The 23,347-nt window shown below is 68.9% G+C and carries 11 protein-coding genes and 1 tRNA gene; 2 read left to right on the forward strand and 10 right to left on the reverse strand.

Annotated features, from left to right (window positions below):
* Positions 1–25: 25 nt before the first annotated feature.
* Positions 26–8,074, reverse strand: coding sequence for an SdrD B-like domain-containing protein (locus VLK31_RS24155; protein WP_409171000.1), 8,049 nt, complete (start codon positions 8,072–8,074; stop codon positions 26–28).
* A gap of 264 nt (positions 8,075–8,338) precedes the next feature.
* Here VLK31_RS24155 and VLK31_RS24160 point away from each other — a divergent pair, with 264 nt between their 5' ends.
* Complete coding sequence (locus VLK31_RS24160; RefSeq protein ID WP_409171001.1) at positions 8,339–9,211, forward strand: helix-turn-helix domain-containing protein; 873 nt, start codon at positions 8,339–8,341, stop codon at positions 9,209–9,211.
* 7 nt (positions 9,212–9,218) lie between these two features.
* Positions 9,219–11,582, forward strand: a complete 2,364-nt coding sequence (locus VLK31_RS24165) for an ATP-binding protein (protein WP_409171002.1) — start codon at positions 9,219–9,221, stop codon at positions 11,580–11,582.
* 29 nt (positions 11,583–11,611) lie between these two features.
* On the opposite strand, the gene VLK31_RS24170 is transcribed toward VLK31_RS24165, so the two are convergent.
* The 9 genes from VLK31_RS24170 to rpoC all read right to left on the reverse strand — a co-directional run bounded on the left by VLK31_RS24170 (position 11,612) and on the right by rpoC (position 23,345).
* Positions 11,612–12,676, reverse strand: coding sequence for a lysylphosphatidylglycerol synthase domain-containing protein (locus VLK31_RS24170; RefSeq protein ID WP_409171003.1), 1,065 nt, complete (start codon positions 12,674–12,676; stop codon positions 11,612–11,614).
* A gap of 29 nt (positions 12,677–12,705) precedes the next feature.
* Positions 12,706–12,918 (reverse strand): hypothetical protein, encoded by a 213-nt coding sequence (locus VLK31_RS24175; RefSeq protein ID WP_409171004.1) that lies wholly within the window; start codon positions 12,916–12,918, stop codon positions 12,706–12,708.
* Positions 12,919–13,100: 182 nt separating this feature from the next.
* Positions 13,101–13,176: transfer RNA gene (locus VLK31_RS24180), tRNA-Phe, on the reverse strand.
* Positions 13,177–13,194: 18 nt separating this feature from the next.
* The gene (locus VLK31_RS24185) at positions 13,195–13,899 is read right to left on the reverse strand and encodes a response regulator (RefSeq protein ID WP_409171005.1); all 705 of its coding nucleotides are present in this window, start codon (positions 13,897–13,899) and stop codon (positions 13,195–13,197) included.
* A gap of 89 nt (positions 13,900–13,988) precedes the next feature.
* Complete coding sequence (locus VLK31_RS24190) at positions 13,989–16,319, reverse strand: ATP-binding protein (RefSeq protein ID WP_409171006.1); 2,331 nt, start codon at positions 16,317–16,319, stop codon at positions 13,989–13,991.
* Positions 16,316–16,888: a DUF4390 domain-containing protein gene (locus tag VLK31_RS24195; protein ID WP_409171116.1), complete on the reverse strand. Its 573-nt coding sequence runs from the start codon at positions 16,886–16,888 to the stop codon at positions 16,316–16,318. Before VLK31_RS24195 ends, VLK31_RS24190 begins: the two co-directional genes overlap by 4 nt.
* 52 nt (positions 16,889–16,940) lie before the next feature.
* Positions 16,941–18,281: a 16S rRNA (cytosine(967)-C(5))-methyltransferase RsmB gene (rsmB, locus tag VLK31_RS24200; protein WP_409171117.1), complete on the reverse strand. Its 1,341-nt coding sequence runs from the start codon at positions 18,279–18,281 to the stop codon at positions 16,941–16,943.
* A 127-nt stretch (positions 18,282–18,408) separates the two neighbouring features.
* On the reverse strand, positions 18,409–19,011 hold the full coding sequence (locus tag VLK31_RS24205) for a lema family protein (RefSeq protein WP_409171007.1): 603 nt from the start codon (positions 19,009–19,011) through the stop codon (positions 18,409–18,411).
* Positions 19,012–19,109: 98 nt separating this feature from the next.
* Positions 19,110–23,345 carry a DNA-directed RNA polymerase subunit beta' gene (gene rpoC / locus VLK31_RS24210; RefSeq protein ID WP_409171008.1) on the reverse strand — a complete coding sequence of 1,412 codons (4,236 nt, stop codon included), beginning with the start codon at positions 23,343–23,345 and terminating at the stop codon, positions 19,110–19,112.
* Positions 23,346–23,347: the final 2 nt, after the last annotated feature.

The following is a 23,347-nucleotide window of genomic DNA, read 5'->3' on the forward strand; positions in this document are numbered from 1 at the left end:
GGCAAGGCGGTGGTGCGTCCTTGCGTCATGGCTGCACCGCCTGTGCGGCGGCGGCACCAGAGGCGCCAGCAGTGGTGCCAGCGGGGGTGCCAGGCACCACCTCGACCTCGACGTCCAGGTTGAACAGCGCGGGCTCATTGCGCGCGGCGCGTTGTTCGCCCAGCTGCTTCCAGCGCGCGAGCACCGCGGCCTTCACCGCGTCGGTGCGCTGGCGGGCCAGCGACTCGGCCTCGCCGGGCGCGGCCTGGTAGGCCAGGCGCAGCACCGAGGTCTTGGCGGCCAGCACGGCGACCGTGCGGTCGAGCTCGCCCACGAAGCCGGCGCGCAGCGTGGCGGCGCCGTCGTCGAACGCCGCGCCCTGCAGCGCGAGGCGCACCACGCGGTGCACGGTGGCGCCGAAGTTCATCTTCAGCACCTTGCCGCGCGTGGCGCGCTCGGCCGCCGGGTTCTCGCTGGTGGTGCGGTAGCCCGAGGGCAGCGTGCGCTCGTCCAGCTTCAGCACCAGGTTGCTGCCGGTGCCTTCCTTGGGAATGGCGGCGCAGGCGATGTGGTAACGGCCCTGGGCGTCGGTGGTCACCAGCACGCCGTTGACGGTGGCGATGCGCACGTTGGCCAGGCCGGGCTCGCCCTCGTCCTGGTAGCCGTTGGCGTTCTTGTCGTCGTAGACCTTGCCGATGACGTCGGTGCAGTGGAACAGCGCGTCGGGCACCACGCGCACGGTGGCGGTGGCCAGGTTGGACAGGTTGCGCCCGCCCACGCCCTGCAGCGCAATGACCTGGTTGACGAACTCGCCCTCGCCCACGCCGACCCCCACGCCCGCAACCATCAGGTATTCCTTGCTTTCGTTGGGCGCGAAGTTCTGCCCCGGCACCACCAGCTGGCGTCCGTTGGTCTGCGGCACCACCGGCAGCGCCACGCCGCCAGGCAGCGTGCGCACGGTGAGCGAACCCTGGATGTAGCGAAAGCCCGGTGGCAACGTGTCGACCACGGCCACGCCCGGCACGGGGTTGCCGCGCGTGTTGCGCGCCGTGATGCGGTACGGCAGCAGCTCGCCCTTCTTCACGGTGAGCTTGGAGGTGGTCTTGCGCAGCTCGATGAGGGTGGCGTCCGACGGGTCCAGCGGAATGTTGTTGGCCACCACGTGCTGGCCGCCGCCCACCGGCATCTGGAACACCATGTAGTAGCCCGCGCCCGGCACCAGGGCCGCGCCGGGGCTCACCACGCAGGGGTTGGTCTGCGCGGGCGCCGGACCGTTGGCGGGTGCCGCGCAGCTCTGCGTGCCCAGCGCGCCGCCCGCGGCCGGGTAGATGGACGACGGCAGGTAGGCACCCGGCGGCGTGACGGCCAGGCGGTACTCGCCGGCCGGCGCGCCCGGCAGCAAAAAGAAGTCGTAGTAGCCGCTGGGGCCGGTGGTGTAGGTGTCGCGGCCGTCGAACAGGTGTTGCGCGGGGTCGAAGCCCGGCGGGCCCACCAGGCGCACCACGGCGCCGGGCACGGGCGTGCCGCTCACGCTGTCGTACACCACGCCACCCGGGTCGTACGGCAGGTCTTGCTTCTGCACGTTGGCGCCGGCGTTCACGCGCACCTTGATGGTGAAGCGCGGGTCGCTTGCGGCCGGCGTGGGGTACGCGCCGTTGGCGCCGTTCTGCGCGGCGTCGGTCGGCCACACGCCGCCCACCACGCGCCCTTCGGGCGAGCGGAAGCGCACGCGGTATTCGCCGGGCACCAGGTCGCCGAAGCGGTAGCTGCCGTCGGCGCCGGTGGTCACGGTGTAGACCACGCTGGCGGCGGTTTCAGAGCAGGCGTTGCCGCCGTCGGCGCAGCGCAGCAGCTCCACGGTCCAGCCTTCGCCCTGGCCTTCGCCCGACTCGCGGCTGCGGTTGTGGTTCTGGTCGAACCACACGGTGCCGGTGAGCGACGCGGGCTGGTTGCTGTGCTCGCTGAAGTCGTAGCCGGTGCCGTGTGCGTCCAGGCCTGTGAAGCTCACGCGGATCTGGTTCGGGCCGGCGGTGGTGCCGCCCAGGGTGCCGGGCACGGCGATGCCTTCGTCGTAGCCCGAGGGCTGCGTTTCGGTGAGCGTGTAGCCGCCGCTGCCGGGCAGGGGCAGGCCGGCCAGGTCGTAGCGGCCGTTGGCGTCGGTGACGGCGGTGCGCGTCACGGCTTGGCCCGCGGCGTCGGTGCCGGTGAGCGTGACGGTCACGCCGGCGATCGGCAGGTCTTGCGGATCGCGCGTGCCGTTGCGGTTGGCGTCGTTGTAGACGGTGCCCGCCAGCGACGCGCCGCGCTCGCCGAAGTTGTAGTTGTCGCCATTGCCGCCGCGGTATGCGATGGCACTGAGCACGTCGTTGCCCAGCGTGCCGCTGGCCACGCCGTCCAGCGTGCCCACGGCGTCCAGGCCGTCGGCGTAGGTCAGCGGTTGCGTCTCGCGCACCGTGTAGCCGGTGGCGTCGGCCGGCAGCAGGCCGGTGAACACGTAGCGCCCGCTGGCGTCGGTGACCGCCGTGGCGTTCACCACCAGCCCGCTGGCCGAGCGGCCGGTGAGCGTGAGGGTCACGCCGGCAATGCCGGCCTCGGTGGGCTGGCGGATGCCGTCGTTGTTGGTGTCCACGTACACCCAGCCGGCAATCTGCCCGCCGCGCTCGCCGAAGTTGTAGTCGATGCCCACGTCTTCCGACACCAGCGCGAGGCCGCCGAAGCGGTCGTTGGTGCCGCCGGGGTTGGCGCTGCCGCGCGGCGCGCCGCCCACGGTGCCCAGCGACTCGGGGCCGTCGGCCATGCCGGCGGGTTGGGTCTCGTCGATCTGGTAGGTGCCGGGCACCAGCGCGTCGACCAGGTAGCGCCCGTCGGCGGCGGTCTGCACGGTGCGGTCCACCGCGTTGCCCAGAAAGTCGGTGCCGGTGACGCGCACGGTGGTGCCGCCAATGCCGGGCTCCGCGCTGTCGCGAATGCCGTTGGACGGCGCCACGTCGGCGTACACGTAGCCCGACAGGCTGGCCGGCTTCACGGCCGAGAAGTTGTTGCCGGCCGAGCCCGCGCCCACGGCGCCGAGCACGATGTTCTGAATGACGCTGGCGTTCGAGCCCCTGGGCCCGTTTGCCACGCCGCTGCCGCCGGTGGGCACGGCGCCGGGCGTGCTGCCCGCGCCGCTCACGTTGCCGGCGTGCGTGATGCCGGGTTGGTAGCCCGCGGGGCGGGTTTCGGTCACGGTGTAGCTGCCCGGCGCGAGGTTGGGAAAGCTGTAGTCGCCGCTGGCGTCGGTGGTGGTGGTGCGCGACACGGGCTGGTTGTTGACGTCGGTGCCCGTGAGGGTGATGAGCACGCCCGCCAGGCCGGGCTCGGTGGCCGGCGCGTCTTGCGCGCCGTTGCCGTCGCGGTCGTAGTACACGCGGCCCGAGATGCCCCCTGGCAGCAGTTCGCCGAAGTAGTACTCGCCCTGGGCCAGCGGCACGTTGGTGCCCGCAACGGTCACGCCGGTGATGGCGTTGCCGCCGCCTTGCGGCGTGCCGGGGTTGGCGTTGTTGTTGGCCTTGCCGGGCGCGTAGCCGGCCGGCTGCGTCTCGGTGATGGTGTAGCCGCCCGGTGCCGACGGTGGCACGTTGCGGAACTCGTAGCCGCCGGCGGTGCCGGTGGGCACCGCGACGATGTTCACCGGGTTGCCCGCGGCGTCGGTGCCGGTGAGGCGCAGCACCACGTTCAGGATGCCGGTGTCGCCGGCCTGCGGCACGCCGTCGTTGTTGGCGTCCACGAACACGCGCACCGAAATGCGCGTGAGCAGCTCGCCGAAGTCGTAGCCGGTGCCGCTCACGTTGGAGAGCAGCGCAATGGCGCTCACCACGTCGTTGCCCAGGGTGCCGCCGGCGGTGCCGGCCGCGTCGCTGCCATCGGCAAAGGCCGCGGGCTGCGTTTCGCTCAGCGTGTAGCTGCCGGGCGTGAGGTTGGCGAAGGCGTAGTTGCCGGTGCCGGTGGCCGTGGTGGTGGTGCGGCTGACCGCGGTGCCGAACATGTCGGTGCCGGTGAGCGTGACGGTGACGCCGGCAATGCCGGGGTCGCCCGCGCTGGCGGCGCCGTTGTAGTCGGCGTCCTGATACACGCGACCGGCCAGGCTGGACGCGCGCACTTCACCGAAGTTGTTGGCCGTGGACACACCGCCCGTGCCGAGCACGATGGTGTCGATGCGGTTGGCGTTGGAGCCGTTGGGCCCGCTGCTCACGCCGGCGCCGCCCGTGGGCACGGTGCCGGGCGTGCTGAGCGCACCGCTCACGGTGCCGGCGCGCGTGATGCCGGGCTGGTAGGCCGCGGGCTGGTCTTCCACCACGCTGTAGCTGCCCGCGGGCACGGTGAAGCCCCAGTTGCCGTTGGCGTCGGTGGTGGTGGTCTGCGTGACCGGGTTGCCGATGCTGTCGGTGCCCGACAGGCGCAGCGTGACGCCGGCAATGCCGGGCTCGCCGCCGTCGATCAGGCCGTTGCCGTTGTTGTCTTCGTACACGCGGCCCGACAGGGCGCTGTTCTGCACCACGACCTTGCCTTCGTTGAAGTTGTTGCCGGCGTCCGGATCGGCACCGCCGTTGGTGTCGCCCGAGCCGGTGGTGACGATGTGCGCGCGGTTGGTTATTTCCGTGCCGTTGGCCGGCGCTGCGCCGGCAAAGCGCACGGGAATGCGCACGGTCGCCGTGCCGTTGGCGGGCATGGAGGCGATGTCGCAACTCACCGCCGTGCCGCCCGACACGGTGCAGGTGGGCGCGGCGGGCGTGAAGCTGCCGGCCGTTACGGTGAACACGGGCGTGCCGGCCGACACCAGGGCGGCGGGCAGCGTGTCGGTGAAGCTCGTGGTCTCGGCGCTGTCGGGGCCGTTGTTGCGCAGCCGCACGAGCCAGTCGAAGACTTGCGTCGACGACACGGTGGCCAGCGGGGTGGCGGTGCCGGTGGCCACGGCGGTCTTGGCGACCACTTCCACGTCGGCCTTGAAGCGGAAGGTGGTGTTCTCGGCCACCGTGTTGTTGCCCTGCACGGTGTCGTACACGTTGCGCGCGGCGTCGAAGAAGTCGACCGCGGCGCGGTTCTGGAAGCTGCCGCGCGAGGTGCCCTTGAGCACCACGCGGAACTGCAGCGAGCTGGGCTCACCGGTGGCCGTGGGGCCCGTGCCGCCCAGCTTGGGAATGGTGAACACCACCTGCCCGCCGGCCGCGCCCACGGCGGCGCCGTTGGCCAGCACATAGGTGGTGCCGCCCGCGGGCGTCACCGACACCAGGGTGGGTGGCGTTTCGCCCAGCGGGCCGGGCAGCGGCAGCAGGTCGATCAGGCGCACGTCTTCCGCGGTGGACGCGCTGTTGTTCGACACGGTGATGGTGTAGCCCACGTCGTCGCCCACGTTCACCGGGTCGACGTCGTCGCGCTTGGTCACGACCAGGTCGTACACCGGCGCGGTGATGGCCGCCGGGGCGGAGGCGTCGTTGTTGCCGGTGTCGCTTTCTGGCGTGGCCGTGCTCACGTGCACGTTGTTGGTGGCCGTGGTGCCGTTGAGCGCGTAGAGCGGGCGCACGCGCACGGTCACGGTCTGCTGCACGTTGCGGTCCAGCGAGGTCCAGCCGCACGCGAGCTGGTTGTTGGTGGTGCCGCTGCCCGTGGGCTGCGTGGTGTCGGGCTGCACGGTGCAGCTGCCGCCGCCGCCGTTGACGGTGGCGGAGATGAACATCAGGCCGGCCGGCAGCGTGTCGACCACGCGCACGTCGTAGGCGCGGCTGAGGCTGCCCTGCGCCAGGCTCTGGTTGCGCGCGGTCAGTGTGTAGGTGAGCAGCTGGCCCACGGGCACCGTGGTCGGGCTGGCCGACTTGGTGACCGTGACGTCGCTGCGCGCGTTCAGGTAGGCCCTGGCGCTGCCGTCGTTGTTGCTCAGGTCGGGGTCGGCCGGCGTCTGCGCAATGGCGCGCGCGGTGTTGTCGATTTCGAAACCGTTGTCCACGGCCGAACGGCCGTCGCCGTAGTGGGTGGCCACGACGCGCACCACGGGGCACAGCGGCAGAGCGCTGGACGCGTCGGTGCTGGAGCGGCACACCGGCAGGTTCGACAGGCTGCAGCCCGTGAGCCCGACCGTGCCACCGCCGGTGGAAGGCAGCGCGCAGGTGCCAGCGAATGTGCCGCCATTGGCAATTTGTGTGACGGTGGAGGCGCCGACAACCTGCACGAAGTTGTCGGTGATGGCCACGCCCTGCGCCGCGGACGGCCCGGTGTTGACCACCTCGATCTCCCAGGTGACGGGCAGGCCCGCGGTCTGGCGGTTGCCGGCGCTGTCGCCGATGCCCACCACGCGCTTGAGCACCTTCACGTCGGCCGCGGTGGCGGTGTTGTCCGCGCCGGTGCCCAGGTCCACGCAGTCGTTGCCGGTGTTGGCGTCGGGGTCGGTGCCCGCGGCAAGTGCCACGTTCACGCACATGCGGTTGACCACCTGGCCGCCCGGTGGCAGCGCCGGGATGGTGACGTTCACCACCACGTAGCCGCCGTTGCGCGCGCCGCTGCCGTTGGAGGTGTCCACGCCAATGTCGGCGCCGAGCGTGCGCGTGCAGTTGAGCAGGGCCGGGCCGGTGACCGGCGCGGCGGGCGTCGGGTTGAGCGGGCCGCCGCCCTGGGTCAGCGTGCAGCTGTAGCCGTCGCGCTGGGTGAAGCTGTTGATGAGCACGCCGGCCGGCAGCTGGTCGACCAGGTTCAGGGTGCTGCCCGCCAGCAGGCGCGTGGGGCCGAGGTTGGTGGAGCCCACCTGGTAGTCGAAGGCCTGGCCCAGCGGCACGTTGTTCTGCGGCCAGCTGCGGCGCTTGTCGGCCTTGAAGTCGGTCTCCGACACGGCCACGTCGGCCGGCACGCTGCCGGTGGCCGAGCCGGCGATGGGGCCGGTCGCGCTCACGGTGGCCTGGTTGACCACGCCGGCGCCGGCGCTGATGGCAATGACCGGAATGACGATGTCGCCCAGCGCCACGTTGGCGCCGCTGGTGCCGATGTTGGTGCGGGTGCAGCTCACGGTTTGCGCGCTGACCGCGCAGTTCCAGCCGGTGGGCGCGCCAATGGGCGACTGCACCGCGAAGTTGGCCGGCAGCGTGTCGCTCAGCGTGACGCCCGTGGGCGCCGTGCCGCTGAAGCTGGGCTTGAGCGTGAAGTTGAAGCGCTGCCCCACCAGCAGCTGGCCGCCGTCATGGCTCTTGGCCAGCGCCAGCACGTAGCCCGCGGTGACTGCCGTATTGGCGGTGGCGCTGTTGTTGGCCGACACGCCGTCGCCCACCACGCCCGCCGGCGTCACGGCCGGCTGGTGCGTGATGGTGGAGCCGGTGCCCGCCGTGACCACGCCGTTGATGGTGAAGGTGCGCGTGTTGCTGCCGGGAGTGGCCGGCGTGGCGGGCACGTTGCAGGTCAGCAGGCTGCCGCTGACCGAGCAGCCCGAGGGCAGGCCGGTGCCCGAGACCGAGAGGCCCGTGGGAATCGGGTAGGTCAGCGTGGAGCCAGTGCTGGTGTCGGGGCCGTTGTTGGTGAGCGTGAAGACGATCGGCACCGTGGCGCCGCTGGGCGTGGTGCCTGGCGCGGTGACGGCCACGGCCACGTCGGCGCCGCGGTTCACGGTGATGGCCTTGGTTTCGCTGGAACCGCTGCCGCCACCGCTGGGCGTGGCGGTGACGCTCAGCGTGCCCTGGCTGACCGTGCGCAAGAGCACCTCGAAGTCGAGCCGCTGGTTGGCGCCGAGCGTGATGCCGGAGCAGGTCAGCGTGCCGCCGCCGACGCTGCCCACGGGCACACTGGACGTGCAGCTGCCCACGGGCACCGCGCCGGTCCCCAGGTACACCGCGTTGGCGGGAATGCTGTAGGTGAAGGAGGCGCCCGGGGCGCCGATGGGCAGGCTGTCGGTTTCGGCGAGGGTGACCGTGCTGGTCACCGTGCCGCCGGCGGGAAGGATGTCCGGCGAGTGCACCAGGCTCGACACCTGGGGCACCGCATGCGCGGTGGCGGCCAGCAGCAGGCCCGCGAACGCGGCCGTCAGCGGGGCCACCAGGCGTGACCAGTGGCGAGCGGGCGCCTGCGCCGCAGGGGAAGACACGCCGCAGCGCGCTGGCAAATTCGTTGGAATCCTGGACATCCCGTCCCTCGTGATGGCTCTGATGGACCGGGCACCGTTTGGTCTGCTGCCACAGTGGCTGCGGCGGGGTGCTCCGGAAAGGCGCGATTCTTTGGCGCCTGCCTCAGGACGGTTTTTGGGATTCAGGACGAAATGTTTGCTAAACCTGACGTTTGTTTACGAATGCAACGTAATGTGAAATTGTTCACACGGTGTTTCGGGGCGGCACCCCTACCCTCCACACCCATGTCTTACTGGTCGACCACCCCACCCCGGCGCGCGCACATCCTCGTCATCGACGACAACCTCGAGGAACTGCAGCTGCTGCTGGGCGTGCTGCGCGAGGCGGGGCACCGCATCAGCCTGGCGTTCGACGCCATGCAGGGCTACCGCCGCGTGACCGCGCTGCAGCCCGACCTGGTGCTGCTGGACGTGCGCATGGGCGCGAACGACGGCTTCACCACCTGCCGGCTGCTGAAGGCCGACCCCGCGACGGCGCGCATTCCGGTGATCTTCGTCACCTCGTCGGGCTCGGTGGAAGAGCGGCTGACCGGGCTGCGCGAAGGCGCGGTCGACTACATCCTCAAGCCCTTCGAGCCCGCCGAGGTGCTGGCGCGCGTGGCGGTGCACCTGGCGCTTTCGTCCAGCCGCCAGCAGGCGCAGGCCTGCATTGCGCAGGCCGAGAGCGTGCTGGAGAACGCCAGGGGCGGCATGGCTGGCGGTGATAACACCGACCGCGTGCTCGCGCAGGCCGCCGAGCGCCTGGTGCGCGCCAACCTGGCACAGGTGCCCGCGCTGCCGGAGCTAGCGGCGCGCGTGGGCACGCATGAAAAGCGGCTGTCGCGCGTGTTCCGCGAACAAACTGGGCACACGGTGTTCGAGTTCGTGCGCGAGACGCGGCTGGCCGAGGCGCAGCGCCTGCTGGGCGCGTCGGCGCTCAGCGTGGAAGAAGTGGCGCTGGCGGTGGGCTTCTCGGGTGCGGCCAATTTTTCGACGGCGTTTCGCGAGCGCTTCGGTTGCACGCCCACGGGGTTTCGCAATGCGCCCCTGTCGGCGATGACACAGACGGCGACGCCTCGGCCCCTCGCGCTCCAGGCGCGCGTGGCGCCGCCGGCATGAGCCCCCGGTGACACGCCTGCGCGGGCTCGCCGCCCTGCTGCTGTGCGCGGCCTTCTGGCTTGCAGGACCGACAGCGGCACAGGCAGCACAGGTGGCACAGGCCGGCATGCTGCATCTGGACGACCAGGCGCAGTGGCCGATGCAGATCGACCAGACGCTGGAGATCTTCGAGGACACCAGCGCGCAGATGTCGCTCGACGAGGTCGAGGCCCTGGGCAGCGAAACGCGCCTAGGCTTCCAGCCCGGCAGCACCGCGCTGATGCGGCAGGGGTTCTCCAAGTCGGCCTTCTGGCTGCGGCTGGTGCTGTCGAACGACAGCAGCACGCCCCAGCCGCTGCGCCTGGTGCTCAACGCCACCTGGCTGCAGCAGGTCGACTTTCATGTGCAGCGCCAGGCACCGGGCTCCACTGGCCCTGCCGGCCGTTCTGGCCGCACGGCCTGGAGCCCCTGGACCCATGAAGAAGCCGGCGTGTCGGTTCCGTTGCGGGCCAGGCGCGACCGCGTGCCCACGCTGTCGCTCGACCTGCAGCCCGGCGAGCGCGCGCGCGTGCTGGTGCGGGTGCAGTCGCACAGCAGCGTGAAGCTGGCGCCCGAGCTGCACACCACCGACAGCTGGCGCGCGGTCGAGAGCAGCCATGCGCTGGTCGATGGCCTGCTCATCGGCGGGCTGCTGGTGCTGTCGGTGTATTCGCTGGCGCTGTGGTTCATTTCGCGCAGCGCGCCCATGGCGCTGCAGAGCCTGGGCTTTGCGCTGGTGGCGCTCTACGAGAGCGCCTACCGCGGCCATGCGCGGCTGGCCCTGTGGCCCGACAGCTTCGACTGGAGCTACCGCGCCGCCGGCGTCACCGCCGGCTGCTGCGTGCTGAACCTCATGTGCCACATGTACGCCGTGTCGCGGCGCGGCCCGGTGCGCGCGCCCGGCCTGCCGGTGCTGGTGACGCTGGCCGCGCTGCAGTGCGTGGTGCTGGTGGGCATGGCATGGGGCCCCTACGGGCCATCTGCCAAGCTCGGCACGCTGAGCGGCCCGCTGGCGGTGCTGGCGCTGACGGTCAGCACCTTCTTCTACATGCGGCGCGCGGGGCCGGGCGGCCAGCTGGCCTTTCTGATGATGTGCGCCGTCACCATCGGCATGTGCCTGCGGCTCACCGAGCTGGTGCTGCCGGCGCACGTGATTCCGGGCTTCGACGCCTACGCGCTGGGCTTTCCGGGCCTGCTGTTCGGGCTGGTGGCGCTGGCCGCGTGGACGCACCACCTTTCGCGCCAGCGCCTGGTCGCGCAGCGCACGCTGGTGCATTGGCAGGCCGACGAGCAACTGCGCCTGCGCGAGGAGGTGGCGCGCAAGACCCACGCGCTGAACACCGCGCTGGAGCAGGCCGAGCTGCAGTCGCGCGAGCAGACGCGGCTCATGGCCTACATCAGCCACGACCTGCGCGCGCCGCTGGCCACCATCATCGGCAACGTGCGGCTGCTGCGCGACGAAAGCCTGCCGCCGGCCGAGCGGCTGCATGCCATCGAGCGCAGCGCCACCTACCAGCTGGCGCTGATCGACGACCTGCTGGAGTACGCCAAGGGCGAGCTGCTGCCCTTCTCTTTCGAGGCCAGCCCGGTGCGCCTGCGCGCGCTGATCGACGACGTTGCGCAGTACGCCGACACGCTCGCGCAACGCCAGCACAACACCTTCGAACTGACGGTGACGGGCGCGCTGCCGGTTGCGGTGTACATCGACAGCAAGCGCTTTCAGCAGCTGCTGCTGAACCTGCTGTCGAACGCGGCCAAGTTCACGCGCGACGGCAAGATCGGCCTGCGTGTGGAGGCCCGGGCGCGCGCCGACGCATGGCGGCTGAAGTTCGAGGTGTGGGACAGCGGCGTGGGCATCGACAAGGAAGCCCAGGCACGTATCGCCCAGGCCTTTGCGAAGGGCGCGCCAAGCGCGGACGGCAACGGGCTGGGCCTGGCGATTGCGCGGCGCATTGCGCAACACATGGGCGGTCGGCTGCTGCTGGAGAGCCACCGCGAACTGGGCACGCGCGTGCGCTTCTCGGTCATCGTGAAGGACGCGCCGAAGGAGCTGCTGCCGGTGGTCGACATGAAACCGCGAACGCCGACCGCCGTGCCCCCGCCCTCACTGCAGGGCCGCAGGCGCGACCCGCCTGTGCCCGTGATGGCGAGCCTGCCGGCGGCAGTGCGCGAAGAACTGGAAATGCTGGCACGCGACGGCCGCTGGAGCGACCTGCACGAATGGGCCGACCGGCTGGCCGCCGACACGCGGCATTCGGCACTGGTGGGCGCGGTGCGGCGGGCGCTGGACCTGCTGGACTTCGAGCACATTCGCATGCTGGCGCGCGCGACGCCGAACGCACACGGCGACTGAGCCAGCGGCGCGGCCTCAGTGGGGTGGGCCTATCGCCGTGACTGGACGGCTTCGGGTGCTGCGTCTCTATGCGGGACGCCAGCGCCCTGCTCGTCATTGGCGCCATCGGGATGGTTGGTGGCGTAGCGCTCGAGGAACAGATAGAGCAGCAGTCCGCCGGCCAGCGGCAGCAGGTAGTAGAGCGCGCGGTAGGCGAGCACCGCGCCCATCAGCGCGCCCTGCTTCACCGTGCCCGACAGCAGCGCGAGGTACACCGCCTCGAGCACGCCGAGCCCGGCTGGAATAGGTGTGATGACGCCGACGATCGAGGCCGCGAGCAGCACGCTCAGGGTGGTGGCATACGGCACCTGCTGGCCCAGCAGCAGGTACATGGCGGCGCCCATCAAGGCCCAGTTGCTGGCCGACAGCGCCAACTGGACCACCGCGAGGCGGGCGCTCGGCAGCGTGAGCCGCTTGCCCCTGAAAGTCCATTGCCGGCCGCGCGACACGGCGCAGGCCACCACGTAGCCCAACGCCAGCAGGATCATCACCACGCCCAGACCGCGCAAAGCTAACTCGCCGATGTGCGCCTGCCGTGGCGGCTCGATGGCACCGGCCGCGAACAGGCCGCCAGCCAGGAGGCCGTAGCCCAGCCAGTTGGTGACCAGGCTCAGGCCGACAATCTGCGCGACGGTGGCGTCGTCGAGCCCGGCGCGGGCATACAGGCGCGCGCGCATCGCGATGCCGCCGACCAGCGAGCCCAGGTTCAGGTTGAACGCATAGCTGGTCACCGCGATGGCCCAGGTGCGCCAATACGGCAGACGGTGGCGCAGATGGCGCTTGCCGATCAGGTCGAAGCAGCCGTAGAGCGCATGGCTAGCGGTCGCCAAGCCGAGCACGGCGAGCAGCAGCCAGGGTGAATAGCGCTGCAGCGCGTGCCATGCGCCAGCCCAGTCGACCTTGTGCGCGTGCGACAGCAGCAGGCCGAGCACAGCAATGCCGAGCAATGGGAGGGCCCATTTGCGGCAGCGTTGCCAAAGGGAGGCGGGGGTGCCGGCGGCTTCGGGCGCGGCGTCAACCGGCGGTGTTCCCGCGTGGGCGGCCTGGGGGCTCATGACGGGAGAAGAGGGGAAAGCCGGGGAAATCAGGCGGCGTCTGGCTTGCCAGTGTTGTCCTGGGTCTTGGAAGGCTCGGAGGCCTGGGCAACACCCTCGCCCTTTTCGTCGAGCTTGTGATTGCGCACCTTCTTCATCGCCGCCTCGCCCTCCATGTCGCGGCCGTCGCTGGGCACGGACTCTTCCTGCGTGGGTTCAGGCTCTTCGCGCGTCGTGGTCTGGGAAGGCTTGGGTGTGGGCATGAACGGCTCCTCGGTCTCTGTGAATGCACAGAGTCTTCGGTGTCCGAAGGCCGCGCATCGCCAGCCTGTGACGACGACGGGTGCAGGACAGTTGCCATAGCCGCCGACGCCGTGGCGAGAGGCATGAGCCGCAGCCCCAATTGAAAAGCCCCTGACTCTTTTCAGAATCAGGGGCTTTGAATTGGTGGCCTGGGGCGGAATCGAACCACCGACACGCGGATTTTCAATCCGCTGCTCTACCAACTGAGCTACCGGGCCATTGTGTGCAGCCTCGAATTATACAGCGCTTCTACGACCTCTTGAGAGATCCACACCAAGTTGTTTGAGTTTTCTATAAAGATGGGTGCGTTCGAGGCCGGTTTTCTCGGCCACGCGGGTCATCGACCCGTTCTCCATGGCCAGATGGAACTCGAAGTAAGCCTTCTCGAAGCCGTCGCGCGCATCGCGCAGCGGGCGGTCGAGGTCGAAACTCTGCGTCGACTGGGGTCCGGCGTCGGCCACTGGCACCGCGGCCAGCGAAGCCATCAGCAGGCTGTCGCCGGTGGTGGTGATCGCCGCGGCCTGCGTGCTGCCGCTGGCCGGCGTGGGCACCACCCCGGCGGCGGCGCGGCGGGCGCTCTCGCGCGCCAGGCCCTGCTCCACCGCCTTGAGCAGCTTCTGCATGGTGATGGGCTTTTCGAGGAACGCGAAGGCGCCGATGCGCGTGGCGTCGACCGCGGTGTCGATGGTGGCGTGGCCGCTCATCATGATCACCGGCATGCTCAGCAGGCCCGCGGTGGACCATTCCTTGAGCAGCGTGACGCCGTCGGTGTCGGGCATCCAGATGTCCAGAAGCACCAGGTCAGGCCGAGCGCGCTGGCGCGCGGCGCGAGCTTCGGCGGCGTTTTCCGCGAGCTCCACGTTGTGGCCTTCGTCATTGAGAATTTCGAAGAGCAGGTCCCGGATGCCCAGCTCGTCATCGACCACGAGAATGTTTGCCATGAGTGCTGCTTGTTGTATGCGCTGGTGTCTGCAATGGTGTGTAGGAGTCCGCTTGCCCATCCCCCGCCTGTGCGACGGATTCGTGCGGCTCAGGCGGCGGAAGACTTCGAATCTTCGGTGTGAGCGACCGCTGCGCGCGGCTCGCTGGCTAGCGCGAATGATAGCGAGACTTGTGCCCCTGCCACAGCCCCATCCACAACGCGGTTGGAAAGCTCGATGCGCGCACCGTGTTCGTCCGCAATCTTCTTCACGACCGCGAGGCCCAAACCGGTACCTTTTGTTTTCGTGGTGACGTAGGGCTCGAACGCCCGCTTCAGGATGTTTTCAGCAAAGCCCGGGCCACTGTCTTGCACCGTCAGGCGCACGCGCTGGCCCGAATCGCCCAGCCGCGTGCGAATGACAACCTCGCCCGGCTTGCCGGTGCCGCGGGCGGTGCCCTCGGCGGCGTCCTGGGCGTTCTGCAGCAGGTTGTGAATGACCTGGCGGATCTGCTGCGCGTCGCCACGCACCGGCGGGCAGCGCTCGTCGATTTCGCTGCGCAGCGTGATCGGCAGGCTGTCGGCGTTGTAGAGCTGCAGCACGTCGGCGAGCAAGGCGTTGAGGTCGACCGGCTTCAGGTCGGCCGCCGGCAGCCGCGCGTAGTCGCGAAATTCGTTCACCAGGCGCTTCATTGCATCGACCTGGTCGACGATGGTCTTCACCGACTTCACCAGAATGGCCTGCTCGACCGGCGGCACCTTGCCCGACAGCTTCATCTCGAGCCGCTCGGCCGACAGCTGGATGGGCGTCAGAGGGTTCTTGATTTCGTGCGCCAGCCGGCGCGCCACCTCGCCCCAGGCCTGGGCGCGCTGGGCCGAAACAATCTCGGAGATGTCGTCGAACACCAGCAGGCGCGCCGCGCCGGGCAGCTCCGCGCCGCGCGCGACGATGTTGATGGCGCCGTCCTGCTGCGGCAGGTCGCGGCCCGAGGCATGCAGCTCGAAGGCGTGCTGCCAGTGGTCCAGGCCGTGCTGCATGCGCTCGACCAGAAAGTCGTCGAACTGCTGCTGCACCTTGGCGCCGAAATCGGCCAGGCCCGGCACGTCGGTCAGCGCCTGGCCTTCGTAGGCCGCCATGGGCGCGCGCAGCACGCGCGTGGCGCCGGGGTTGGTCGACAGCACGATGCCCTTGGCGTCGAGCACGATCACGCCAGAGGTCAGGTTGTCCAGAATGGTCTGCAGGTTGGCGCGCGCGGCGTCCAGTTGGCCCATGGTCTTCTCGACCGCGCCCCGCGCGTCGGCAAGTTGCTGCGTCATCACGGCGAACGAGCGCGTGAGGCCGCCCAGCTCGTCCTTGCCCTGCAGCACGGCGGTGGGACGCAGGTCGCCGGCGGCCACCTGGCGCACGCCGTCGGCCAGCACCAGCAACGGCCGTGCGAGCTGGTTGCCGAACAGCACGGCCAGCAGCACCGCGCCGAACACGGCCAGAAACAGGCTCAGCGTGAGCGTGCCGATGTACATGCGGCGCAAGCCTTCGCGCGCGAGCGCCCGCTCCTGGTACTCGCGGTTGGCCTCCTGCACGGCCAGCGCGTTGACCACCACGGCCGTCGGCAAGGGCCGCGTCACCTGCAGGTAGCGCGGCGCAGTGTCGAAGTCGAAGCCCGGTCGCGGCACCATGACAAGCACGCGCACGCTCGCCGCCGGCGGTGGCGCGCCCGGCGCGACGGTTTCGTCCAGCCCTTCGATGTGCGTCAATGGGCGGTCGGGGCGCACCTTGCGAAACTGCAGCAGGTTCGGTCGCTCGGGGCTGATCTGGAAGCGCGAGGAGCCGGCGCTGCCCACCAGCTCACCGTTGTTGTTCCACAGCACGACGTCGGTCGCCTCCAGTTGGTCGCGGATGCGCTCCAGCTGCAGGCCCGCGCTGGCGTCCGGCACCTGCGCAAGCTGCGCGCTGGCGCTGCGCGTCTTGGCAGCCAGGTCTTCGGACAGCGAATCGAGCGTGGCGCGCCCGAGGTTCAGGCCGGCGTCGAGCGCGCCTTCCACCTTGACGTCGAACCAGCTTTCGATGGAGCGCGCGACGAACTGGTAGGACACCACATAGACCAGCGCCCCCGGCACCACGCCCACCAGCGCGAAGATGGCCGCGAGCTTGATGAGCAGCCGGCTGCCGAACTTGCCCTGGCGCAGCCGCCGCAGCAGGCGAAACGCGACCCAGCCGATCACCAGCACCAGCAGCACCGCCACCACCACGTTGATGCCGAACAGGCGCACGTAATAGCGTTCGTACAGCGCGCGGTTGTTGGTGGCCTGCGCCAGCAGGAAGATCAGCACCAGCCCGATGGCCGTGACCAGCGCGGCACCCACGCCCACAGCCCAGCGCATGGCGCGCGTGCGGCTCGCGGCCGGCGTGGCAGCTATGCCGCTGCGCCCGGAAGTGCTCACTTGTCTTTCTCCAGCGCAAGCCGGGCCGTGCGTTCGGCGGCAATGTTCCAGTCGGACTGCCCCACCACGCCGATCTGGAACGGGCGCGGCAGCTGCGACGTGTCGAGCCGGAAACGGAAGGTGACCTGGTGCAACGGGTCTTCGCCGACTTCGGCCGTGTCGCCCAGCCGCAGCCGCCCGACGCGCTTGATGGCGTCCAGCGCGTCGCTGAGTGTGTCGAAGTTCTGGTTCAGCGAAATGCCCAGGCCGGCCGCGCCGGTCATGGGCGCCGCCGACACATTCAGGCGCCAGCGCCGCGTCAGGGGCTGGTAGGCCAGCCGCATGTGGCGCGTGACCTGGGCAACCTTGCGGTCGGTCCAGTACCAGCGCTCCTGAAAGATCTCGGCCTCGGCCACGAAATAGATGGCAATGCCCTTCTCGAGCACGTCCTCCACCAGCGTGGGCAGTTCGAACTGCACGGCCGCACTGAAATACACGCCGTCGTCGGCCTGCTCCAGGCGCATCTGGGTGATAGATGCCGATGCGCCGCTGCGCCCCTGCGCCGCCACCGGGGCAGGCAGCCATGCCATGCACAGCACCCACACCCAGAGCAGCACGGCCAGCAGCGCGGGCCGGCGCAGCTCAGAGCGAGCGCTTTTCGAGCAGGGCGTAGAAGAAACCGTCGTGGTCACCCAGGGGATTGTCCGGGACGCTGCGGCCGTTCGACCCGTTTTGGGGCAGCAAATGGCCGGGGGACGGCAGCAAACGTGCGTCGGTGTTGTGTACAAGAAACGCATCAATTTGTTGCGAACCTTCTTCGCGGAACACGGAGCAGGTGCAGTAAAGGAGACGGCCGCCGGGCTTCACGAGCGGCCAGAGCGCCGACAGCAGCGCGGCCTGCTGGGTGGCAAGCTGCGCGGTGTCGCTCTCGCGGCGCAGCCAGCGAACGTCGGGATGGCGGCGCACGATGCCCGAAGCGGTGCACGGTGCGTCGAGCAGGATGGCGTCGAACGGCGTGCCGTCCCACCACTGGGCGGGTCGCGCCGCGTCGGCCACCAGCACCTTGGCCTTCATGCCGATGCGCGCCAGGGTTTCGTCGATGCGGCGGCTGCGCGTGGCATCGACCTCGATGGCGGTGACCTCGATCGCGTCGGGGCCGGCCAACTCAAGCAAATGCGCTGTCTTGCCGCCCGGCGCGGCACAGGCGTCGAGCACGCGCAGCGGGGCCGCTGCGCCTGTTGCCGGCCGACCTTCGAGCAAGCCTTCGAGCAGCAGTGGCGCAGCCATTTGCGCGGCGGCGTCCTGCACCGAACTGGCGCCGCCCGCGAAACCGGGCAGCTGCTGCACCGGTCGGGCGCGCGCCAGTTGCAGGCCGAACGGGCCGACGCGCGTGGCGGCCAGGCCCACGGTCTCCAGCTCCACCAGGTACGACGCGGGCGTCGACTTCTGGGCATTGACCCGCAAGGTCATCGGCGCTTGCGCGTTGTCGGCGCTCAGCACGCGCTGCCACTCGCGCGGATGGTCGCGCTTGAGGCGCTCGATCCACCAGCGTGGATGGTTCCACTGCGCGACGGGTTCGCTGTCGGTGATGGCCACCAGCTCGTCGCGCTCGCGCAGAAAGCGCCGCAGGCAGGCGTTGATGAAGCTGGCCTGCGCCCGCGTGGCGGGATTGCGCTTGGCGGCTTCCACCGCTTGGTCGACCAGCGTGAACGGCTCGTACGGGGCGCGCTCGGTGTCCCAGGCCAGCGCCAGCGCGGTGCACAGCAGGGCATCGGGCAGCGGCGGCGGCGTGCGCTTGGCCAGGTGGCGGCGCAGCGCCTCGGCACGGCCGAGCCAGCGCAGCACCTGGAAGCCGAGCGCCTGCACGCCGGGGCGCAGGGCGGGCTCGACCGCCTCGAACGCGACCGAGCCGGAGGTGCCGGCGCGCACCGACGCCAGCGCCACCGCGGTCAGCTGCAGTTGCCGCCAGAGCGGGGGTTGCAGCGACGGCGAGCCGCTGCTGCTATGGGGAGAATCGGAATGTAGGTCGGACAAGTTGGGGCGATGGTAACGGGCGACCGCAAGGCCGGACGCCGCGCAATGGAAAGAAAAGGGCAAGCTCAGCGCGTACTCAGCGCAACGGCGCGGCCGCACGCAGACGCACGGCCCATGCCACCAGCAACGCAGGAAACTGCGCAATGGCCGCGTTGTACTGCGCCACCGCCAGGTTGAACTGGTTGCGCGCAATCTCCGCCGCCGCCGACGGCTCGGGCCAGGCGATCGGCTCCGCCGCGCCGGAAAGCGCGCCCGCGGAGCCCGCCACCAACGGCGCCGGGCGCGACAGCGTGCCGTCGGCGTCGAACACCGTCACGTCGTCCGGGTGCTGGCGCCGCCATGCGCCGATCCACACCTGCAGCGCGGTGGCCAGTGCCGCCATGCCGCCGGCATCGAGCGGATGCAGCCGGGTGGCGCCCAGCAAGGTCGACAGCTGGGTGGTGGCGGCCTGCAGCGGCGCAATGGACGACAGCGACTCGTTGAGCACCGCCTCCACCGGCGCAGCGGCAATGCTGGCCTGCACGAAATCCAGTTGCTTGCTCAGGGCCGCGTCGAGCGCGCCGTAGGCCTGCAGCACGGTCGCGCGCAAACGCACCAACCGGTTGTAGGCGCCGACAAACCAGAACAGCAGCACCGCCACGGCGATCCAGCTGACCAGCGATTCGGGCAACACACTCATCGACAACAAGGCCTCATGCAAAACACAAAGAAAAACGCCCCCCGACCGGGGACGGTCGGGGGGCGTGTGTACCGGTCATGGCCGGTGATGCTAACCAGTTATTCGGTCGCGGCGCCTTCGCTGGCGTCCACCGTGGTCACTGCTTCGCTGCTCTCGTGGGAGGCGGCCATGTCGGCAGCTTCCGACTCGGCAATGGCGCGGCGCTCGGCGTCGTCCATCGCGTCCTTGGCCCGGCGTGCCTGGTGGTACGCCATGCCGGTGCCTGCGGGAATCAGGCGGCCGACGATCACGTTTTCCTTCAGACCGCGCAGCTCGTCGCGCTTGCCCATGATGGCGGCTTCGGTCAGCACGCGCGTCGTTTCCTGGAACGAAGCAGCCGAGATGAACGAGTCCGTCGACAGCGACGCCTTCGTGATACCCAGCAGCAGGTTGGTGAACGTCGCGGGGATCTTGCCTTCGGCGCGCAGGGCGTCGTTGGTGTTGAGCATTTCGCTGCGTTCGACCTGTTCGCCGGAGATGTAGTTCGTCTCGCCGATGTTGTCGACCACCACGCGGCGCAGCATCTGGCGAACGATCACCTCGATGTGCTTGTCGTTGATCTTCACACCCTGCAAGCGGTACACGTCCTGCACTTCGTCCACGATGTAGCGCGCCAGTTCTTCCGAACCCAGCAGGCGCAGGATGTCCTGCGGATCCGCCGGGCCGTCGACCACGGACTCACCCTTGTTCACCACCTGGCCTTCGTGCACCAGGATGTTCTTTTCCTTCGGCACGAGGTCTTCGTAGACGCCGCCTTCGGGGTCGGTGATCTGCAGGCGAATCTTGCCCTTGGTCTCTTTACCGAACGACACGGTACCGGTCATTTCGGCCAGCATGCCCTTGTCCTTCGGCGAACGGGCTTCGAACAGCTCGGCCACACGCGGCAGACCGCCGGTGATGTCGCGCGTCTTCTGGCCTTCGACCGGAATACGGGCCAGCACTTCGCCGGGGCCCACGTCCTGGCCGTCGCGGATCTGCACCAGCGAGCCGATGGGGAAGCCGATCGTCACCGAGTGGTCGGTGCCGGGGATCTTCACTTCCTGGCCTTGTGCGTCGATCAGCTTCACCTGCGGGCGAACGACCTTGGCGGCGCCGCGGCGCTTCGGGTCGATCACCACCAGGGTCGACAGACCGGTCACTTCGTCCACCTGCTTGGCAACCGTGAGGCCTTCCTCGACGTTTTCGAACTGCGTCTTGCCGGCGAACTCGGTAATGATCGGGCGCGTCAGCGGATCCCAGTTGGCAAGCACGTGGCCGGCCTTGATCTGCTGGTCGGCCTTGACGGCCAGGATCGCGCCGTACGGCACCTTGTGACGTTCGCGCTCACGGCCGTGCTCGTCATGAATGACGATCTCGCCCGAACGCGAAATCACGACCAGGTCGCTCTTGCTGTTGGTCACGTAGCGCATCGTGGCGTTGAAGCCGATCGAACCGGTCGACTTGGCTTCCACGCTCGAAGCGATGGCAGCGCGCGAAGCGGCACCACCGATGTGGAAGGTACGCATCGTCAGCTGCGTGCCGGGTTCACCGATGGACTGCGCAGCGATCACACCGACGGCTTCGCCGATGTTGATCAGGCCGCCGCGGCCCAGGTCGCGGCCATAGCAGGTCGCGCAGATGCCGAAGCGGGTTTCGCAGGTCAGCGCGGTGCGCACCTTGACTTCGTCGACGCCCTGGGCTTCCAGGACTTCGATGTTGTCTTCGTCGAACATCTCGCCGGCCTTCAGCAGCACCGAACGGTTTTCCGGGTGCAGCACGTCGTCCGCAGCCGAGCGGCCAAGGATACGGTCGCGCAGCGACTCGATCACTTCACCGCCTTCGACGATGGCGCGCATCAGGTAACCGCCGTGCGTACCGCAGTCTTGCTCGGTCACGACCAAGTCTTGCGTCACGTCGACCAGACGACGGGTCAGGTAACCCGAGTTCGCCGTCTTCAGCGCCGTGTCGGCCAGACCCTTGCGGGCACCGTGGGTGGAGATGAAGTACTCCAGCACGTTCAGGCCTTCGCGGAAGTTCGCGGTAATGGGCGTCTCGATGATCGAGCCGTCAGGCTTGGCCATCAGGCCCCGCATGCCGGCCACCTGGCGAATCTGCGCTGCGGAACCGCGGGCGCCGGAGTCGGCCATCATGTAGATGGAGTTGAACGACTCCTGCTCGACTTCCTTGCCGTGGCGGTCGATGACCCTCTGCTTGGACAGCTTGGCCATCATGACCTTCGACACTTCGTCGCCGGCCTTGCCCCAGATGTCCACCACCTTGTTGTAGCGTTCGCCGGAGGTGACCAGACCGGACACGTACTGCTGTTCGATCTCCTTCACTTCCTTGGCGGAGCGCTCGATGATGCCGTGCTTTTCAGCGGGCACCAGCATGTCGTCGATCGCGATAGAAATGCCGGCCTTGGTCGCCAGACGGAAGCCGTTTTGCAGCAGCTTGTCGGCGAACACGACGGTCTCTTTCAGGCCGCACTTGCGGAACGAGACGTTGATGAGCTTGGAAATTTCCTTCTTCTTCAGCGCCTTGTTCATGTTGGAGAACGGCAGGCCCTTCGGCAGGATCTCCGACAGCAGGGCGCGGCCCACGGTGGTGTCCACCAGGGAAATCGACGGCGTGAACACGCCGGTTTCCTTGTCCTTGGTGTACTCCGTGATGCGCACTGCCACCTTGGCTGCGAGCTCGACTTCGTTGGCGTCCAGCGCGCGCTGCACTTCACCGATGTCGGAGAAGATCAGGCCCTCGCCCTTGGCGTTGATGCGGTCGCGGGTCGTGTAGTACAGACCCAGCACCACGTCCTGCGAAGGAACGATCGACGGTTCGCCCGACGCCGGGAACAGCACGTTGTTGGAGGCCAGCATCAGCGTGCGGGCTTCCATTTGTGCTTCCACCGACAGCGGCACGTGAACGGCCATCTGGTCGCCGTCGAAGTCGGCGTTGAATGCCGCGCAAACGAGCGGGTGCAGCTGAATCGCCTTGCCTTCGATCAGGATGGGTTCGAAGGCCTGGATGCCCAAACGGTGCAGCGTGGGCGCACGGTTCAGCATGACCGGATGTTCCTTGATGACCTCTTCCAGGATGTCCCAGACCACCGGCGTGCCCGATTCGACTTCCTTCTTGGCAGCCTTGATCGTCGTCGCGATGCCCATGGCTTCCAGGCGCGAGAAGATGAAAGGCTTGAACAGCTCGAGCGCCATCAGCTTGGGCAGGCCGCACTGATGCAGCTTGAGCGTCGGGCCCACCACGATGACCGAACGGCCCGAGTAGTCGACGCGCTTGCCCAGCAGATTCTGGCGGAAGCGGCCGCTCTTGCCCTTGATCATGTCGGCCAGCGACTTGAGTGCGCGCTTGTTGGCGCCCGTCATGGCCTTGCCGCGACGGCCGTTGTCCAGCAGCGAGTCCACTGCTTCTTGCAGCATCCGCTTTTCGTTGCGCGCAATGATTTCCGGAGCCTTCAGCTCCAGCAGGCGGCGCAGACGCGAATTGCGGTTGATGACGCGGCGGTACAGGTCGTTCAGGTCGGAGGTCGCAAAGCGGCCGCCGTCCAGTGGCACCAGCGGACGCAGGTCCGGCGGCAGCACGGGCAGCACTTCCAGCACCATCCAGTTGGGCTTGATGCCCGACTTGCGGAAGGCTTCCAGCACCTTCAGGCGCTTGGAGTTCTTCTTGACCTTGACTTCGGAGCCGGTCAGGTCGCCGCGCAGGCGTTCGATCTCGCTGTCGAGCTCGATGCCTTCCAGCAGGTCCTTGATGCCTTCAGCGCCCATCTTGGCAACGAATTCGTCGCCGAATTCCTTGCGCTTGGCGTCGTAGTCGTCCTCGGACATGATGCCGAACTTCTTCAGCGGGGTCATGCCGGGGTCGGTGATCACGTACGCTTCGAAATACAGCACGCGTTCGATGTCGCGCAGCGTCATGTCCAGCACCAGGCCCAGACGCGAAGGCAGCGACTTCAGGAACCAGATGTGGGCGCAGGGCGCGGCCAGGTCGATGTGACCCATGCGTTCGCGACGCACCTTGGTCTGCGTGACTTCAACGCCGCACTTCTCGCAGATCACGCCGCGGTGCTTCAGGCGCTTGTACTTGCCGCACAGGCACTCGTAGTCCTTGATGGGGCCGAAGATCTTGGCGCAGAACAGACCGTCGCGCTCGGGCTTGAACGTGCGGTAGTTGATCGTTTCTGGCTTCTTCACTTCGCCGAAAGACCACGAGCGGATCTTTTCGGGCGAAGCCATGCCGATCTTGATGGCATCGAAATGCTCATCGGGCGTGAATTGCTTGAACAGGTCGAGTAATGACTTCATGT

It is taken from the genome of Variovorax sp. H27-G14, from assembly GCF_046156345.1.
GTDB lineage: Bacteria > Pseudomonadota > Gammaproteobacteria > Burkholderiales > Burkholderiaceae_C > Variovorax.

Excerpts from the sequence above, each read along its gene's own strand:
- VLK31_RS24160 (WP_409171001.1), top strand. The coding sequence starts at position 8,339 with ATGTCTTACTGGTCGACCACCCCACCCCGGCGCGCGCACATCCTCGTC.
- VLK31_RS24170 (WP_409171003.1), bottom strand. The coding sequence starts at position 12,676 with ATGAGCCCCCAGGCCGCCCACGCGGGAACACCGCCGGTTGACGCCGCG.
- VLK31_RS24175 (WP_409171004.1), bottom strand. The coding sequence starts at position 12,918 with ATGCCCACACCCAAGCCTTCCCAGACCACGACGCGCGAAGAGCCTGAA.
- VLK31_RS24185 (WP_409171005.1), bottom strand. The coding sequence starts at position 13,899 with ATGGCAAACATTCTCGTGGTCGATGACGAGCTGGGCATCCGGGACCTG.
- VLK31_RS24195 (WP_409171116.1), bottom strand. The coding sequence starts at position 16,888 with ATGGCATGGCTGCCTGCCCCGGTGGCGGCGCAGGGGCGCAGCGGCGCA.
- VLK31_RS24205 (WP_409171007.1), bottom strand. The coding sequence starts at position 19,011 with ATGAGTGTGTTGCCCGAATCGCTGGTCAGCTGGATCGCCGTGGCGGTG.
- rpoC (WP_409171008.1), bottom strand. The coding sequence starts at position 23,345 with ATGAAGTCATTACTCGACCTGTTCAAGCAATTCACGCCCGATGAGCAT.